11 protein-coding genes are annotated in these 17,164 nt (G+C 60.8%); all 11 read right to left on the reverse strand.

What is annotated here, in order from left to right:
- Positions 1–137: 137 nt before the first annotated feature.
- Positions 138–1,778 (reverse strand): cell division protein FtsQ/DivIB, encoded by a 1,641-nt coding sequence (locus tag HMPREF2999_RS08945; RefSeq protein ID WP_246823108.1) that lies wholly within the window; start codon positions 1,776–1,778, stop codon positions 138–140.
- 9 nt (positions 1,779–1,787) lie between these two features.
- Entirely contained in the window at positions 1,788–3,287 is a 1,500-nt protein-coding gene (gene murC, locus HMPREF2999_RS08950) for a UDP-N-acetylmuramate--L-alanine ligase (protein WP_049326895.1), read from the reverse strand.
- Entirely contained in the window at positions 3,287–4,387 is a 1,101-nt protein-coding gene (gene murG, locus HMPREF2999_RS08955; protein WP_049326894.1) for an undecaprenyldiphospho-muramoylpentapeptide beta-N-acetylglucosaminyltransferase, read from the reverse strand. The genes murC and murG overlap by 1 nt, the downstream gene beginning before the upstream one ends.
- Before the next feature lie 210 nt (positions 4,388–4,597).
- Positions 4,598–6,688, reverse strand: a complete 2,091-nt coding sequence (locus HMPREF2999_RS08960) for an FtsW/RodA/SpoVE family cell cycle protein (protein WP_070675001.1) — start codon at positions 6,686–6,688, stop codon at positions 4,598–4,600.
- Positions 6,689–6,837: 149 nt separating this feature from the next.
- On the reverse strand, positions 6,838–8,424 hold the full coding sequence (murD, locus tag HMPREF2999_RS08965) for a UDP-N-acetylmuramoyl-L-alanine--D-glutamate ligase (RefSeq protein ID WP_070674998.1): 1,587 nt from the start codon (positions 8,422–8,424) through the stop codon (positions 6,838–6,840).
- Positions 8,424–9,629 (reverse strand): phospho-N-acetylmuramoyl-pentapeptide-transferase, encoded by a 1,206-nt coding sequence (gene mraY, locus HMPREF2999_RS08970; protein WP_005507747.1) that lies wholly within the window; start codon positions 9,627–9,629, stop codon positions 8,424–8,426. The genes murD and mraY overlap by 1 nt, the downstream gene beginning before the upstream one ends.
- A gap of 6 nt (positions 9,630–9,635) precedes the next feature.
- A complete protein-coding gene (gene murF / locus HMPREF2999_RS08975; RefSeq protein ID WP_070674995.1) occupies positions 9,636–11,255 on the reverse strand; it encodes a UDP-N-acetylmuramoyl-tripeptide--D-alanyl-D-alanine ligase in 1,620 nt (539 codons plus the stop codon).
- On the reverse strand, positions 11,248–12,993 hold the full coding sequence (locus tag HMPREF2999_RS08980; RefSeq protein WP_070674992.1) for a Mur ligase family protein: 1,746 nt from the start codon (positions 12,991–12,993) through the stop codon (positions 11,248–11,250). Before HMPREF2999_RS08980 ends, murF begins: the two co-directional genes overlap by 8 nt.
- 168 nt (positions 12,994–13,161) lie before the next feature.
- Positions 13,162–15,018, reverse strand: a complete 1,857-nt coding sequence (locus HMPREF2999_RS08985; RefSeq protein ID WP_070674989.1) for a peptidoglycan D,D-transpeptidase FtsI family protein — start codon at positions 15,016–15,018, stop codon at positions 13,162–13,164.
- 62 nt (positions 15,019–15,080) lie between these two features.
- On the reverse strand, positions 15,081–16,070 hold the full coding sequence (locus HMPREF2999_RS08990) for a cell division protein FtsL (protein WP_070674986.1): 990 nt from the start codon (positions 16,068–16,070) through the stop codon (positions 15,081–15,083).
- A gap of 20 nt (positions 16,071–16,090) precedes the next feature.
- Positions 16,091–17,155 carry a 16S rRNA (cytosine(1402)-N(4))-methyltransferase RsmH gene (gene rsmH / locus HMPREF2999_RS08995; RefSeq protein ID WP_070674983.1) on the reverse strand — a complete coding sequence of 355 codons (1,065 nt, stop codon included), beginning with the start codon at positions 17,153–17,155 and terminating at the stop codon, positions 16,091–16,093.
- Positions 17,156–17,164 lie beyond the last annotated feature (9 nt).

Here is a 17,164-nt window from a genome sequence, read left to right on the forward strand (position 1 = left end):
AAGGTTTCCTCTAAAGAATGACTTTATCTGCTAGGATACCAAACTGTTTTTGTAGGTTCCTAGTCACACAGCGCAATTACCCCCTCTTTTTGCGGATTTCACACAAAAAGGGAGGATAAAGCGCCTGAATGGTTCCCCTAACGAGTCACCGGTACGCGCGGGGCAGACACGTCATAGACGGTCACCTTCTGCGTCTGTGCCTCGGAGGAGGTCTCCTCCTGAGCACGCTTAGCAATAGCCTGGCGCAGGGAGAGCAGGACCTTAGCCTTCAACTCGCTCTCTTCAGCGGTTCCCCACTGCACCGTAGTATTATCCCTCAAGGTTAGAGTGATACTTGAGGTTGATGTAGCGCCGGCTTCCTTAACCTGAGCTAGAAGTTCAGAGGGCATCGCCGAAAGCGCCGTAGAAATGGTGCGGAACTCAGCCGAAGTCTGCGGGTCATCACCGCTGAAACGAACCAGCGGTACCGAGGTATCGGGCTGAGTCGCCGACTCCAGAAGGCTCACACCATCGCTATCAACAGTATGGTACGTATCGCCCTGCTTCACAACCGCAACCGCGGTACGCTCCTTCAGAGTCACCACCAGCTCATGCGGCGGACGGCTCTCCACCTGCACGCTACGAATCACATTATCCTGCCCGATCAGCTCACGCACCTTCTTCTCATCGATGCGAGTGAGCGGAACGCCGCGCAGAGGCTCAAGCTTCTGCTCCACCTGGGTGGTTTCCAGCAGGGACGCGCCGCGCACCGTAATCTTCTGAGTCGCCAACAGGGGCGAAAAGAAGACCAGCACCACATACAGCACCGCAATAATAGCCAGTGCCGAAGCGGTGTACAGCAGCTTACGGGCACGAGTCAGAGGCGCACGCTCCTTACGGGGGCGCTCCTCAGCACGCAGACCGTCCAAGCCCGGATCCTGACGCAGACGCTCACGCTGAGCCTGACGGCTCGCACGCTCGCGCTCCTTCTCAATCTCCGCGGCACGCTGCTGCTCACGCTCTGCACGCCAACGACCAAAACGACTCGTGGGGCGAGGCTCTTCAACAGCCTTCTCCCCCGCCTTATCGGCGCGTTCCTCAGCCTTCTGAGCGGCAGACTCTTCGCAAGATTCAACAGAACCGGCAGAAGACTTCTGAACAGAACTCTTCTGCGTAGCCTTCTGATCGGCTACTTCCTTTTCTGCGCTCTTCTCAGCCTGAGCAGAGGCACTCTTAGACGAAGAATCCTCAAACGCCTCAACATCAAACAGCTCAGGCGCGTGCTCAACCTCAGACACGGTACGACCGGTCATCAGCGCAGAACGCACCGAATCCTTCAAAGACTGTGCTGAAGAATGAACCGCCGCAGCGCTCTTGGACGCCGAAGAATCAGCATCGTTCTGACTGGGCGACTTATGCACCACCGGCTTACGCGGCATGTGTCGCACGGAGCTCGAAGACTGAGTAGCGGAAGGCTGAGTAGCGGCAGACTGCGCACCAGAAGGCTGAGCAGAAGCCTCCGAGGATGCAACCTCGACAGGCTTCACGGCGTCCACAGACTTCATAGCTTCCGAGGGCTTTGCAGTCCCAGTAGCTTCTGCGCTCTTCACAACCTGAGGCTGGGTGGCCTGCGGCTGAGTCAGCTGAGACTGCGCAGATTCAGCCTGCACAGACTCAGATTTCTTAGCCTCAACCTGCGCATTCTCAGCTACCTGCTGGGCGCGCAAACGAGCACGCGAACGCGGAGCCTTCGGCGCGCGCGAGGAGGAATGCCCCTCCGAAGAGAGACCAGAACTCATCGGCACAGCCTAAGCCTCCGACTTCTTCGACTCGCCACCGTGACGGATTTCCAGGGACTCCAGCAGACGCGCACCCAAAGCGGTCACATCGCCAGCGCCAACGGTCATCACAATATCGCCAGCCTGAGCACAGGTCACAATATCCTCAATAGCGTCCTCAGCGGTAGCGTAACGAACCTCAGAGAAACCAGCACCGGTAATCAGCTCACTGGTCACACCCTCAATCGGCAGCTCACGAGCCGGGTAAATATCCAGCACATGAGCACGGTCAGCCATCGACAGGGCCTCAGCGAACTCCTTCGCGAACTCGCGAGTACGAGAGAACAGGTGCGGCTGGAAAATCACGTACAGGTTGTGGCCATCAGCCACGGTACGGCCCGTCTCCAGAGCGCGGAACACCTCGGTCGGGTGGTGCGCATAATCATCAAAGACCTTCACGCCCGCAACCTCACCACGCAAGGTGAAGCGGCGGTCAGCGCCCACAAACTCAGCCAGTGCACGAGCAATATCGGCAGCCTCGTAACCAGAGATCAGCGCCGACGCAAAAGCAGCCGAAGCGTTCAACTGGTTATGAATACCGGGCACCTTCAGCGCAAGATCCTGCTCACCCTCATAACGCGCACCGCGGCACTCAAAAGACCACGACAGGTGCGAGGACGAGGAAGAACCCGCGCTGGTAATCTCGCTAATGCGCAGGTCAGCATCCTCAGACTCACCGTAGGTCACTACGGGCACACCCGCCGCACGAGAACGAGCCGCCAAATCAGCCGCGCCCGCATCATCAGCACAGGTCACCACAACACCGTTAGGTGCCAGCGAACCCACAAAACGGTTGAACGCCTCAAAGACACGCTCATCCGTCTCATAGAAATCCAGGTGGTCCGGCTCAACATTCGTCACCACAGCAATAGCCGGGCGGTAACGCACAAACGAGCCGTCCGACTCATCAGCCTCAGCCACAAAAATCGACTCCGGGTCCTGAGCGCCCAGGTGCGCGTTCGTGCCGCGACCAGCAATCACAGTACCCACCGCAAACGACGGGTCAGCACCCAGCTGATCAAACATCACAGAAATCATGGAGCTGGTCGTGCTCTTACCGTGCGTACCGGCAACAGCAACCACCTGAGACTCACCCATCACGGCGGCAAGCGCCTCAGAACGATGCAGCACACGCAGACCCTGCGCACGAGCGGCAACAAGCTCCGGGTTATCCTCACGAATCGCAGTAGAAATCACCACGGTATCAACATCCACAATGTTCTCAGCCTGCTGAGGAACACCCACACGAGCACCCGCAGCACGCAAAGACTCAACAGTAGCCGACTCCGCACGATCAGAACCACTCACCGTCACACCAGCCTGCAGCATCAGAGCGGCAATAGCGCTCATACCCGCGCCACCAATACCGATGAAGTGCACACGGCCCAACTCGCTCATCTTCGCACGCTCAGGGAACGGCGGGTTCAGCGGTGCCGGCAACACCATCTCAAGATTCATCAATTCAGTCATTACTTCTCAGCTGCCTTCAATACTGCTTCAGCCATAACGCGCGCCGCGTCACGGATACCAAGTTCATACGCCGCAACGCCCATGCGCTCCAGCTCCTCCGGGTTCGCCATAAGAGCCGGAATCTCACGGGCGAACCACTCACCGGTGACCTCTGCATCCTTCACCAGCAGAGCCGCAGACGCCTCCACCAGAGAACGAGCATTCAGAGCCTGCTCACCATTACCAATAGGAAGCGGCACAAAAATCGCGGGAACACCCACCGCAGCAACCTCACTGACGGTCGCCGCACCCGAACGCACCAGCAGAAGATCAGCGGCAGCATACACATCCTGCATGCCGTTGCTGAACTCAATCTGACGGTAATTCGGGGCGCTCAACAACTCGCCGTTCTCATCCAGAACAGCCTTACCCTTGCCGGTAATATGCAAAATCTGGAAGTCCCACTCCGCAAAGTGGTCACGGCACGCCGCCACCGCATTATTCAGGCTCAACGCACCCAGCGAACCGCCCGTCACAATCACGGTCGGCTTCTGCGGGTCCAGGCCCAGGTTACGGCGAGCCTTCGAACGGTGCGCCTCACGGTTCAGGTAGGCAATCTCATCCTTCATCGGCATACCCACCAGGGTTGCACGCGGGAAAGGAGTGTTAGGGAACGCAACACCGGTGAACTTAGCGAACGTACCGCCCAGGCGGTTCGCCAAACCGGGCTTCGCGTTCGCCTCATGAATCACCACGGGAATCTTAGCGCTCAACGCCGACAGATACGCCGGCGGGCACACGTAGCCGCCCACGCCAACGACCACGTCTGCATCTGCTTCTTTGAGGATGCGGCGGGTCTTCGACAGGCCACCAAAGAACTTAGCGGGGAAAGCCAAAGCGGCACGGTTAATGCTACGAGGGAACGCTGCACGAGGGATGAACTCAATATCGAAACCAGCTGCCGGAACCAGCTCGGCTTCCATCTTATCCGCAGTGCCCAGCATCAGAATCTTAGCGTTCGGTTCAAGATCACGAACCGCACGCGCAATCGCGAGCATCGGATTAATATGACCGGCGGTGCCACCACCGGCGAAGACTATAGAGGGCGCCTTCTTCGTCATAGGTCTTTCTCCCAACACATCGGTACAGCATCATTTTACGCTATCGCACCTGTTCAAAAGAGCGCCCCCGCCATTGAGCTACAACTCAATAGCGAGGGCTTTATCTTATATTCAGCACATATTCATCACGGGTAGAGGCACGAACCGTAGCTCACTTCCCCGAATGTCAGCCCCCGATATGCAGGCTTCACGGAGCGGGTTCCGCGGGGTTTAGCCCTGCTTGCGGGTGCCGCGCTGAGCGGAATTCCGAGCCGGACGCTGTGCCTGCTGAGCGCTGTTCTTCGGAGCGCCCTTTGCCTGAGTACCCTGTCGCGGCGCTGACTGACGTTGAGCGCCCTGTCGAGGATTACCCTGCCGCTGGGCACGACGCTGACGGTCCTCAGGATGCAGCGGCTGCAGGCCCGCAGGTAGCGAACCCGACGGACGGTGCTGTGCGCTACGGGGCTGAGCGCCCCGAGGCTGCTGCACTCGCTTCTGAGCAGCAGGTTTCTGAGCAGTAGGCTGCTGAGCGGTACGGGGCTGAGCAGGCTTACCCTGTGCCGCTCGAGTAGAGGCAGTACTCTTCTGGGCAACACGAGCCTGCTGACCGGTACGAGGCTGAGCGGGAGCCTTCTTCGGTGCAGGCTTCTGCGGGGCAGGTTTCTGCGAGGCCTTCTGCTTCTGAGCTTCAGCCTTCTGCTCCGCCTTCACACGGGCAGCTTCCTCACGAGCCAGACGCGCCTCTTCTCGAGCCTGCGCCGCCTCCTGGCGAGCCTGTTCCTCCTCACGACGAACCTGCTCCCGAGCCTGGCGCTCCTGCTCCTTCTGCTGCTCACGAGCCATACGAGACAACTCACGCTGCTGATCCGGCGCAAAACCCAACCAACGGCGCAACGTGCTCTCCGGACCGAAAACAACCTTCAAAGGATTATGTTCCTTCAACAGGTGACCACCAGCAGCCGCACGAGCAGCCTCCTCCTGATTCAGAACATCCTGCAGCGGCGAACGACGCTGCCATTCAGCATTCTCACGACGAACCTCACGCACGCTCTGGGTCTCAATATTCGACGGTTTCGTCGCGCCACGCAACGGAGTCTGCCGCGCAAACGCCAACAACAAACCCGCCGCAAACAACGAGGACAACAGCGACGAACCACCATAGGAGACAAACGGCAAAGGCACACCAATCACCGGCAAAATACGGGACACCATGCCCATATTGATAATCGCCTGAGAGGTCAACCAAATCATGATGCCGCCCGTAGCCAAACGCACCAGCGGATCAGTAGTACGCAGCATAATACGAACCGCGCAATACACCAGGCCCACATACAGCAGCAGAACCGCCAGCGTACCCAGCAGACCCAGCTCCTCACCAATAATGGCGAAAATATAGTCGTTATGCGCCTCAGCCAGGTAGTTATACTTCTGGCGCGACTGGCCCAGACCAACACCCAAGAAGCCACCGGTCGTCAGCGCCACCTCACCAGAATTCGCCTGGTCACAGTTAGCGTTCGTGCACGAGCCCCAAATACCGAAAATACGAGCCACACGGTTCGCGCTACTGAGCACACCCACCAGCGCCAACGCCGCAAACGCGCCGCCAATCTTCAGCAGCGAGCTGCGAGAAGCACCCGCCAGCCACATCATGCCCACAAAGATGAAGCCATACACCATGGCGGTACCCATGTCACCACCGAGCATAATCAGCAGCACCAGAGCACCCACACCATAAATCGAGGGGAACAGCGTGCGCCAAATACTACGAGAAATATCGCCGTGGCGGCTATACACCCATGCCAGCCACATAATAATCGCCAGCTTCGAAAACTCCGACGGCTGGATCTGTCCGATGCCGGGGATCTTCAACCAGTTACGGTTACCGTTCACCTCAACGCCAACGACCACCACAGCAAGCTGCATGACCAACGCGACAATCAGCATCGCGTACACCACAGACTTCTTGTGGTAATACCCAACAGGGATACGCGTAATACCCGCCATCGCAATCACGCCAAGAACCAAGAACATGACCTGAGACGAAACCTGCGAGAACGGCGACTGCCCCTGAGAAATCATGGTGACGCTCGACGCCGACAGCACCATAATGCAGCCAAAAATAGCCAGACCCAGGGTGGTGACCAGCAGCATCACCGGCACATCCCACAGGTCAGCCTTCAAACCACGACGGTACAGCCTATCGGCACGAGTACGGAACGGCGCAGAGAAATCCTCCAAACCGGCTCGCAAAGACGCCCAACGGCCACTCGCGGTCGAACGCGCCGAAGAAGCCGAACGCTCCGAAGATGCGTTGGTACTCACATGCCCTCCTATAGGCCTCAACTGCCACGGATCCGTCGTGGCGAATACACGAAAAAGGTTCAGGGGTGGGACACCGTTACCATCCCACCCCCGAGAAGAACCCGCAGAAAGCACCCCGGTCGCCCGAGACACCCTATGCAGGCAATGTCCTAAGAGTCTGCCAGCTGGGCGGCAACAGCGTTCGCAAACGCATCACCGCGCACCGCATAATTCTTGAACTGGTCCATCGAAGCAGACGCGGGAGCCATCAGCACGGTATCCCCCGGATGCGCCAGCTCAGCAGCCTTCGCAACGGCCGCGTTCATCACGGCAATACCGTCCGAAGAATCAGCCACAGCGGCGGTCATATTGTAGGTCGGAACCTGCGGAGCGTGGTTAGCCAACGCCGACTTCAGCGCCGCAGTATCAGTACCGATAATCAGCACAGCCTTCAGACGCTTAGCGTGAGCAGCAATCAGCTCATCGTACTCAACGCCCTTCGACAGGCCGCCAGCAATCCACACCAGCGAGGGGTAGCCGCTCATCGACGCGTTCGCGGCGTGAGGATTCGTAGCCTTCGAATCGTTCACCCACATGATGTCGTTCGCGTAGCCCACCAGCTGGTTGCGGTGCGCACCGGTCTTGAAAGAACGCAGGCCCGCTCCCACAGCCTTCGGGTCAATATCAGCCGCACGGCACAGCGCCGCAGCCGCCAGAGCGTTCTCCACGGTGTGCTTTGCGGGCATCTTACCGGGTGCCGGAGCCAGATCCTGCAGGACCGCCAGCTCGTACGCCTCGTTGTAGCGGTTCTTCAGGAAGGCGCGATCCACCAGAATATCCTCAGCCAGGCCGAGCATCGACACGGCGGGCATCTCAGTGGAGCTAAAGCCAATCGCGCGAGCGCCCTCAATAACGTCCGCGTTCTCGACCATGCGCAGGGTGTCTACGTGGTCGGTGTTGAAGATGCAGGCAACCTGAGTGTGCTCGTACACGCGAGCCTTATCAGCCTTGTAGCCGTCGAAGGAGCCGTGCCAGTCCACGTGATCCTCAGCGATGTTCAGAACCACCGAAGCGTACGGGGACATCGAGTAGGTCCAGTGCAGCTGGAAGCTGGACAGCTCCACCGCGAAGAACTCATAGGGCTCATCGTCGGCAATGGCGTACACGATGGGCATGCCCACGTTACCCACCTGAATAGACTTCTTACCGGCAGCCTTCAGGATGGAATCGACCATGCCCACGGTGGTGGTCTTGCCGTTCGTACCGGTCAGGCACAGCCACTTGGGGGTCGGGCGGTCGTTGCGCTCATTCAGGCGCCACGCCAGCTCCACATCGCCCCAAATCTGGATGCGACGCTCATACGCGTCCAGCATGACCGGGTGGTCGGGACGCACGCCCGGGGAGGTTACCACAAGCTCGGGTTCCTGACCGTCCACCGGGGGCAGTGCGCGCATGTGCTCGGGACCAAACAGGCCCTCAACGTTGCCGTAGGCGTTAGCGTACAGGTCGATGCGCTCACGCTTCTCCGGGGTATCTGCCCCGTCGATGACAACAATCTTCGCACCCAGCTGAGCGAGCACATCGGTCACAGCGTCTCCGCTGGTACCCATGCCCACCACGACCACACGCAGGTTAGCCCAGGGGGCGCCCCAGTGAGTCAGCTCCGCGAGGCGCTCGTTCTCATACACCGGGTTCACCGCAATAGCGGCAGCGTTCGCTTCAATGCGAGCTGTATCCGGCTGTTCATTAGTTGACATTAGTGAATCACTCCAGAAGTCTGCGAGAACCAGTCACCGAAGAACAGCGCCAGGGCGACGAGCACGCAGAGGGCGTTAACAACCCAGAGGCGGAACACAGAGTTTACTTCGCCGCTGCTGACGGTACCGGGGGCAATGCCTCGCTTATCAATTGAGTACTTGCCGTTGACGCCGACCTTCTCCATGTGGTGATGGAAGGGGGTCATACGGAAGTAACGGTGCGCATGCAGGGGCTTCTCCCCCGCTGCGACCGAACGCTTACGGCTGGTCTTGAACACGAACTTCTGCACGATCACAGAGAACACTTCCAGCACGGGAATCAGAGCGATGACCAGCAGAAGCAGTTCGGTGCGGGTAAACAACGCGAAAGCAACCATTGCGCCACCGAGCGCCAGGGAACCGGAGTCGCCCATGAAGATCTGTGCCTTCGACACGTTCCACCAGAGGAAGCCAGCCAGCGAACCTACCAGGGATGCGGCAATCAGAGCCAGCGAACCGGGGTCGCGCACATCGTAGCAGGCGGTGCCGGCACCGGCGGAGCAGGCGTGTACGTACTGCCAGATGCTGATGGTCAGGTAGCCGGAGAAGATGGTCATCATGATGCCGCCAGCCAGGCCGTCCAGACCATCGGTGAAGTTCACCGCGTTCGTACCGGACAGGGAGATGAGGGTAATCCAACCAACCAGCAGGATGGAGCCGAAGACCGCGCCCGCCGCGAACAGATCGATGGGCAGGTCACGTACGAAAGAGATGGCGGTCGACGCCGGACGAGCACCCGACTCGTTCGGGAACTGGAATGCCAGGTACGCGAAGGGCAGGGTCACGCCCAGAAGACCAATGGTCTTCTGCTTCTCGGTCAGACCCTCGTTGCCCTTATTGCGGAACTTCATGATGTCGTCCGCCGCGCCCACACCGAGCATACCCAGGGTGAAGGCGATGGTCAGCCACGCGGTAGCGGTCGGTACCGGCGCGGTACCAAAGAGCAGGGCGCTCACCGCCAGGGTCAAGAAGTAGGCGAGAATCGCCGCGGGGATGAAAATCAGACCCGCCATGGTGGGGGTGCCCGCCTTATGCTGGTGGGCCGCCGGGCCTTCCTCACGGATGAGCTGGCCAAGCTTGAGGGACTTCATCTTCTTGATGAACACCGGCAGCGCGGTGAGGGAGATGAGGAATCCGAAGATTCCAGCAATCAGCACGGTAATCATAAAGCGCTACCCTTCGTTCGTGGTCTGTTCGGTCGAAGTACGGTCGCCATTAGCGGTACCGTCCAGGTGAGCGGCAAGGTGGTCGCTCAAATCGGTGGTTTCAACAAAGTCACCGGCAGAAAGCCAGGTCGGTGCCTGCTCTTCCTCAGCGCCGAAGGTGTACTCGGCGAAAGCAACCTGGTCACCCAGAATGCCCAGCTTCGCGCCGTTCGAGGACTTGAAGAGCACAATGTCGCCGGGGTGAACCTCGGCGCGCAGGATCTGCTCTGCCTCTTCCGGGGTCTTCACCCAGGTCGCCTCATTACCCCAGGAGCCTTCCAGATGAGCAGCATTGTAGATGGGCTTCGTCTCGTCGCCCACAGCAATCAGCTTGGAAATGTTCATGCGCACCACGAGGCGACCGATGCGGTCGTGCTCCTCCACGGAGGCGTCACCGAGCTCCAGCATGGCACCCAGAACAGCCCAGGTGCGGTGCGGCTGACCGGTCGCCGGGTCGACGGTGCGACCCAGCTGCGCCAGGGTGCGCAGTGCCGCAGCCATCGACTCGGGGTTCGCGTTGTAGGCGTCGTTAATGACGGTCACGCCGTCAGCGCGGTCGGTGCGCGCCATACGCCACTTCGAAGCCGCCGCCGCCTTGTTGAGCGCGCGAGCAATCTTCTCACCCGAAATACCGCTGTTGTAGGCGATCGTCGCAGCAGCCAGCAGGTTGTGCACGTGGTGCTCACCGATCAGCTGCGAGGAAATCTCGTACTCGCTACCGTCGGGCAGGCGCAGAGTGAACTCGGGGCAGCCAGCGTCGGTGGTGCGCAGGTTCAGCGCCGCCACGTAGCGTTCGTAGGGCTGACCGTTCGCGTCGGTCTTCTCGCCCACGCCAAAGTACGTAATGGGTGCAACCGAACGCGACGCCATGCGCAGCACGCGCTCATCGTCAGCGTTCAGCGCCAGGGAACCGGTCGGCTGAACACCCTCAGCCAGCTCACCCTTAGTGCGCTCAATATTGTCCACGCCGCCGAACTCGCCAGCGTGCGCGGTACCAACCTTCAGGATTGCACCGTGATCGGGGTGCGCAATATTCGCCAGGTACTCGATGTTACCCACACGGTCCGCACCCATCTCAATGACCAGGTAGCGGGTGGACTCATCCGCACGGAAAACGGTCAGGGGCACGCCCACCTCACTGTTGTAGGAGCCGACCGGTGCAACGGTCGGGCCCTCCGGGGTGAAAATGGCGGCAAGAAGGTCCTTGGTGGTGGTCTTACCGGCAGAACCGGTAATACCGATAACGGTCAGCTCACCCTGAGCGCGCATCTGCTCAATGGAATAGCGCGCCAAATCGCCCATCGCCAGCACCACATCGGGCACCTGGATGCTCGGGTAGGGCACGCCCTGCTCGTCGAGTACTTCACGCTCGACCAGCGCCAGGGTCGCGCCCCTCTCAAACGCCATGGGGATGAACCTGTGACCGTCAGTGACCGCACCGGGCTTCGCAACGAACAGGGTACCGGTCTGCACCTCGCGGGAGTCGGTGGTGGCGAAGTCTGCGTACACCTGCTCCTCACGGCCCTCTAGGCCGATAGCGGTGCCGCCGGTTGCCTCAATAATCTGGGCGGCGCTGAGCTTAATCATTCTTCACCATACCTTCAGCGGTTTCAGAGTCACTTTCATCGAGCATGCGCTGGTAGTCAGGCAGAATCTCGAAACCGTGCGCACGCAGGGCACGGGCGGTTTCAACACGGTCGTCCAGGGCGATATCCACGCCGTCAACATCCTGTTCGGTTTCGTGGCCGCGGCCAGCAATCAGGATGGCGTCGTGCTCGCCCGCCAGGGCAATTGCCGCATCAATAGCGGCGGCACGCGGAGAAATATTCAGGATCTGGGTGGCTCGGCGGTTCTCAGCCTTCTGCGCGCCCTCCTCAACGGCGGCACGAATCGGCCCGGGCGCCTCACCGTGCGGGTCGTCATCAGTCACAACCACAATATCTGCGTACTGTGCCGCAATCGCACCCATAATCGGGCGCTTGAGCTGGTCACGCTCGCCGGTCGCACCGAAAACAATCATGACCTTGCCATCGCCGGGGCGGTCCATTGCCTCCAGGGCACGGGTCAGACCGTCCGGGTTGTGTGCAAAGTCCACAATCGCGTGCGGAGCCAAGGAAATCAGCTGCATACGGCCCGGAACCACCGGAGTCAGGGCCGAACCGGACGCCAGCTCAGGCAGCAGACGCTCACGCTCAGCGGAGTCAGTATCCAGGTACGCCATGAGCGCCGCCAGCGCAGCATTCGAAACGTTAAAGTCAGCGGGCAGACCGGTGTAGCATTCAATGCTCTCACCGGCGCCATTAGCCACGTGGAAGCGGTGGCCCAGGCCTTCACGCTGAACCTTCACCACAGCCCAGTCGCGGGCGCCAAACTCTGCGGGCACCTCAGCCAGACCGGCACCGCGCGCAGTCACCAGGCGGTGCACCTGTTGCGCACCCATCTGCTCGCAAGCGGTGGAGAACATCTTCTCGCCCCACTCGTCATCAGCAGTAATCACCGCAAGCTCAGCACGCTCAGGAGTGAACAGCTGCGCCTTCGACTCAAAGTAATGCTCCATGGTGCCGTGCAGATCCAGGTGGTCCTGGGTCAGGTTCGTGAAGCCAGCAACCGCATACTTCACGCCGTCCACACGGTGGTAATCAATCGCGTGCGAGGACACCTCCATTGCGGCGCAACGCACCTGATGCTGACCCATAATCGTCAGCAGAGAATGCACGTGAGGAGACTCCGGGGTGGTCATCTTCGAAGGAACCGACACACCATCAATCAGAATCTGAATAGTGCCAATCAGACCGGTTTTCACACCCAGGCCGGTGCGGAACACCGACTCCAGCATGTAGGTGGAGGTGGTCTTACCGTTCGTACCGGTCACCGCATAGCGGTGGGTGGCGGGGAACGAAGCCGAACCATAAATCAGCGCAGCCAACGGACCAACGTACTCGCGCAGGTTCTCAGTCACCAGGACAGGCACCGGCGCCTCACCCAGCAGTTGCGCACCGGCAGCATCCGTCAAAATAGCGGAAGCACCCAGCTTCAACGCAGCCTCAGCAAACTGTGCACCGTGCACCTTCGCACCGGGCAGAGCCACGTACAGGTCCTGCGGGCGAACACCTCGGGAGTCCATGCTAATACCGGTGACCTCAACAGAATCACCGGATTCAGAACCCTGAACGCCACTAGCCGGCTGGGCACTCACCTGAGCACCCAATCCCTGCAGATGTTCGCGAAGGTGCGCCAAACTCACCGGGCGCACAGCATTCGGGCGCAGAGTCTGAGCGTCGCCGCCCAGCAGGTTCTGGCCGGGTGCGTGAGATGCGGTATCCATCGTCCTTCTTTCCTCTCCGCTGTCCGAAGCGGTGAGCTCTGTATGGTCAATGCGCTCAAGGCACACAGGGTCATTCAATATTCTACGGTCTTTAGGCTTCGACAGGTGTTCAGTACCGGCGCTTCTTCATCACGAATCAGCTACCGGGCGCCTCTCCCCCGCTCGCCTTTAGCTCGTCTTATTGGGGCTGTCCTCAGCAAAAAGCGGAATCAACTCCGGTTCACCGGTAGAACGCGGCACATTATAGGTGTGCAGAGTCTTCTCCATAATCTTGGAGAACTCCGCCGTCGTACCCACGCCACCCTCGGGACGCTGCATGGTCACCGCAACCAAGAACTGCGGGTTCTCAATCGGCGCCACGCCAATAAAGGAGGTCGTGTTGCCGTCATAGCCGCCCTTCTCACTCGGAGTTTCCGCAGTACCGGTCTTACCGCCCACGCGGTAGCCGGTCACCTTCGCCGGACGGGCGTGGCCCTGCTCCACCATGTTCTCCATGAGGGTCAGGCAGGAGGCGGCAGTCTGCTCGCTCACCATGCGTTCGCCAGGCTCCACGGCACGCTTATGTTCGGTGCCGTCCGCGTCAATGATTGCGTCCACAATGCGCGGCTTCAGACGAACACCCTTATTGCCCAGCGCCTGGAAAATCATGGCGGTCTGCAAAGGAGTCTGCGCAACACCCTGACCGAACAACACCGTGTACTGCGTACGGCCGTCCCAATCGCGCCAATCGCTGATCAGGCCCTGCTCCTCACCGGTCAGCTCAATGCCGGTAAACTCACCAACACCGTACTTCTTCAACCAGTTGTAGCGCTCTTCCTTGCTGAGCTTCTGAGCGATCAGCACCATACCGGTGTTCATCGAGTCAGTAATAATGCCCGAGAAAGTACGCTTCTGCGCCCCGTGCTCAAACGCATCCTTGAAAGTCTGCCCGTCAATCGTGAGGGTCGCGGGCACATCATACACGCTAGTCGGAGTCGTCAGGCCCTGCTCAATCAGCGCCGAAGCAGTCAGCATCTTCTCGGGCGAACCGGGCTCCACGTTCTGCGAAATAGCGCGCGGAGTCATGTCCGCCGCATCCTCAATGGTTGCCGCCCCCGGGTCCATCGTGGAGGAATCAGCGAGAGCCAAAATGGAGCCGTCCCGCACGTCCATGACGATTGCGGTACACCACTCCGCTTTGAGCTCCTCGGCGCGGGCGCGCACAACCTGCTGGGCGAAGTACTGGATGTCTCGGTTAATGGTCAGACGCACGTTCTTGCCGTCAACTGCGAGGCGCTGCTCCTCCTTGGCCACGGGGATGCGCACACCGTCCGCGCTGATCTCGTAGGTGCGCTCGCCGGGGGTTCCGGCCAGCTCCTTTTCGAAGACGCGCTCAATACCCACCGAAAAGTTACGGGTCACGGTGCCGCCGGTGCCATTGCCGTCGGGTTCGTCCACGATGTTGTACTTGCCGACCACGGAGCCGCCCACGCTGCCGTTGGGGTACAGGCGCTGCGAGAAGGCCTCGCCGTAGATGAAGGGCGCGCCAAGGTCGTCAATCTTGTGGAAAATCTCGGGGGAAACATCGGTCTTAATGACCGAGTACTTGGAGGTGCCGTCCAGCTTCGACTTGATGAATTCGTCGGTGATGCCCGGGTCCACGCTCTTGAGGATATCGGTCATCTCGTAGACCAGCTGGCTCGGGGTCACCTCAATCTTCTCGGTGCGGTCCTCGTTGTAACGCTTAAAGGTGGCGACGGCCGTCTGATCCGCGGTGAGGTTGTAGCGCTGCACCGAGCGGGCCATGACGTTGCCGTTAATATCGAGAATCTGCCCGCGCACTGCGGGAAGCACCTGCGAGCGCAGACGCTTCTGGTGCGAGGCGTTGGCAACCCCGCCGGGGTCGAAGCCCTGGCGCACGAAAAGGTTTACGCCGATGACGCCCAGGGCACCGGTGGCGGCCGCGCCTGCCAGAAAACCTCGGCGGGTCAGGTCCGGCTTCCTGGATGCCGATTCGTTCGCGTTCTTACGCGCGTCGGAGCTCATGCGGTGGTCCTTTCGGTGGTCTAGTCTATCGGTGATGCTACGCATCCTGTGGTCAATGTTGTTTATCGTGCGGGCTGGCTTGCCGCGGGGCTAGCGGCAGGGCTGGGCTGCTGTGCGGCGCTCGGGGCGGCGGAAGCAGCCGGGCTAGCAGGCGCGCTCGGTGCAGGGTTGGCCTGCTGGGCGGGGTTAGCCTGCTGCGCGGGGCTTGCCGAGGCGCTTGCAGATGCCTTTGCCGTAGCGCTCGCCTGGCTGTGTCGCTGCTGAACAGACTTGTCAGCATCCACAATGCCCTTGGCGTAGCTTTCTTCCGAACCCACTGCCGGCGGCGAAATCAGGTTCTCCTGCTTGTTTCCCTCAGCACCGGTCGGGCTTGCCACCGGGGCGGGGGTGCCCTCAATCTTGGAGGTCTGCAGGTTCAGGGTGGCCTGCGAGGAGCTGGCGAACATGCCCAGGGCGCTCGCGCGCACCGCCAGGTCCTGGGGCGCTTCCTTGAAACCGATCTCCTGCTGCAGGGCCTGGTTCTCCTGCACGAGACGCTGTTCCTGCGCGCGCAGGTCCACCATGTCGTACTGTCGGGTCACGATTAGCACGTTGGGCAGCAGGATAAAAATCAGGGTCAGCGGGATTGCTGCAAAAACAGCGAGCATGGTGGGTGGGCTGAGCTTACGGGCTCGACGGCGCACCGTCGAGAGCGGGTGACGCGACTTCGGCTTCTCTTCGCGGGTCTCTTCGGCGCGGGCTGCCGCACGGACGCTCGAGGGTACACGGCTCGCATTCGTCGAGGTGCGCTTACCGCCGTGCGAAGCCGCGGTACTGGCGGGGCGGACCACCGGCTGGGAGGCGGTGACCGGTTCCAGACGCGCGGTGCGGGTGCGACCGGAGTGAGCTCGGGTGGAGGCGCGGCTCGCCCCGGTCGATGCGCCAGTAGAGGATGCACGGGTAGAGCCAACGGCGCCGGGGGTGCCGGCGGCAGGGCGCGAGGAACCGGCGCGTCGACTCCGCGGGGCGCCCTGGGTGCGGGTGGGGCGCGGGGATGCGTGCTGGGTGCTCACTCTTCTTCGCTTTCTGTCTTCTACTTGGCGGGGATGCGGATCTTCTCGGCGGCGCGCAGCTTGGCACTGGCGGCGCGAGAGTTCTGTTCGATTTCCTCATCGGTAGGCGGTTCGGCGCCGCGGGTAATGATTTTGACGGTGGGCTTGTGCTCTTCAAGCTCTACCGGGAAGCCCTTGGGTGCCTTGGAGGATGCTTCTGCGGTCAGTGCCCTCTTGACGATCTTGTCTTCGAGGCTGTGGTAGCTCATGGCGACGAATCGGCCGCCGAGGTTGAGCGCCTCCAGGGCTGCCGGTACGGCGCGTTCGAGGGCCTCCAGTTCGTGGTTCACTTCGATGCGCAGCGCCTGGAAGGTACGCTTGGCGGGGTGGCCGCCGGTGCGCTGCGCGGCGACGGGCACCGCCTTCTGGATAATGCGCACAAGCTCACCGGTGGTTTCCAGGGGCGCGTTGGCGCGGGCGGTGCAGATGGCGCGGGCAATACGCGACGCGAACTTCTCTTCGCCCCAGTTGCGGATAATGCGGCGCAGCTGGTCTTCGCTGTATTCGTTGACGACAATGCGGGCGGTGAGCTCGTCTTCGGAGTTCATGCGCATGTCCAGGGGCGCGTCGTAGGAGTAGGCGAAACCACGGGTGCGTTCGTCCAGCTGCATGGAGGAGACACCCAGGTCCATCAGGATGCCATCGATACCCTGCACGCCGGCGGTTTCCATGGCGCGGTCAATCTCATCGTAGACGGCGTGCACGGGTACGAAGCGGTCACCGAAGCGCGCCAGGCGCTCACCGGCGATGGCGTGCGCCTGCAGATCGCGGTCAATGCCGATGAGTACAAGGTTTTCGAAGCGTTCGAGCAGCGCCTCGGAGTGACCGCCCATGCCGAGGGTGCCATCAATAACGTAGGCGGTGCCGTGCTCCTCAACGGCGCGTTCGATGCCGGGTGCCAGCAGGTTAATGCAGCGGTCCAGCATGACGGGCACGTGGCGTTCGCTGGCTTCACGCTGGGAGAGGTTCTCAATGGATGCGCCGGTGACCTTGGCGGCAGCGCCGGATGCGGTCGTACCGGTTTCGGGGGCGTGGTCTACGCTCATGGGTGCTCC

The organism is Rothia sp. HMSC066H02 (genome assembly GCF_001814995.1).
GTDB lineage: Bacteria > Actinomycetota > Actinomycetes > Actinomycetales > Micrococcaceae > Rothia > Rothia mucilaginosa.

Excerpts from the sequence above, each read along its gene's own strand:
- HMPREF2999_RS08945 (WP_246823108.1), bottom strand. The coding sequence starts at position 1,778 with ATGAGTTCTGGTCTCTCTTCGGAGGGGCATTCCTCCTCGCGCGCGCCG.
- murC (WP_049326895.1), bottom strand. The coding sequence starts at position 3,287 with ATGACTGAATTGATGAATCTTGAGATGGTGTTGCCGGCACCGCTGAAC.
- murG (WP_049326894.1), bottom strand. The coding sequence starts at position 4,387 with ATGACGAAGAAGGCGCCCTCTATAGTCTTCGCCGGTGGTGGCACCGCC.
- murD (WP_070674998.1), bottom strand. The coding sequence starts at position 8,424 with ATGTCAACTAATGAACAGCCGGATACAGCTCGCATTGAAGCGAACGCT.
- mraY (WP_005507747.1), bottom strand. The coding sequence starts at position 9,629 with ATGATTACCGTGCTGATTGCTGGAATCTTCGGATTCCTCATCTCCCTC.
- murF (WP_070674995.1), bottom strand. The coding sequence starts at position 11,255 with ATGATTAAGCTCAGCGCCGCCCAGATTATTGAGGCAACCGGCGGCACC.
- HMPREF2999_RS08980 (WP_070674992.1), bottom strand. The coding sequence starts at position 12,993 with ATGGATACCGCATCTCACGCACCCGGCCAGAACCTGCTGGGCGGCGAC.
- HMPREF2999_RS08985 (WP_070674989.1), bottom strand. The coding sequence starts at position 15,018 with ATGAGCTCCGACGCGCGTAAGAACGCGAACGAATCGGCATCCAGGAAG.
- rsmH (WP_070674983.1), bottom strand. The coding sequence starts at position 17,155 with ATGAGCGTAGACCACGCCCCCGAAACCGGTACGACCGCATCCGGCGCT.